A 238-nucleotide genomic window follows, 5' to 3' on the forward strand; every position below is an offset into this window, starting at 1 on the left:
AACGCCGAGAGTAGTTGGTGGGAAACTGCCTGCGAGGGTAGGCAGTCGCCGTGCTCTTTTTTAATATTCCGGCTTAGCTCAGTTGGTAGAGCACCTGACTGTTAATCAGGTTGTCGTCAGTTCGAGTCTGACAGCCGGAGCCAATGGAGTCAACGAGGCTCCTATTTTTATCAAAAAAATGATAAAAAAGCTTGCCAAATCAAGCAAAAGATGATAATATTATAAAGCTGTCATTTGA

Annotated in this window: 1 tRNA gene; it reads left to right on the forward strand. The window is 43.7% G+C overall.

Annotated elements, in window-relative coordinates:
• Positions 1-67 precede the first annotated feature (67 nt).
• Positions 68-143: transfer RNA gene (locus tag CP370_RS09680), tRNA-Asn, on the forward strand.
• The last annotated feature ends 95 nt before the right edge of the window (positions 144-238 follow it).

Source organism: Lactobacillus sp. UMNPBX19, from assembly GCF_002553805.1.
GTDB lineage: Bacteria > Bacillota > Bacilli > Lactobacillales > Lactobacillaceae > Lactobacillus.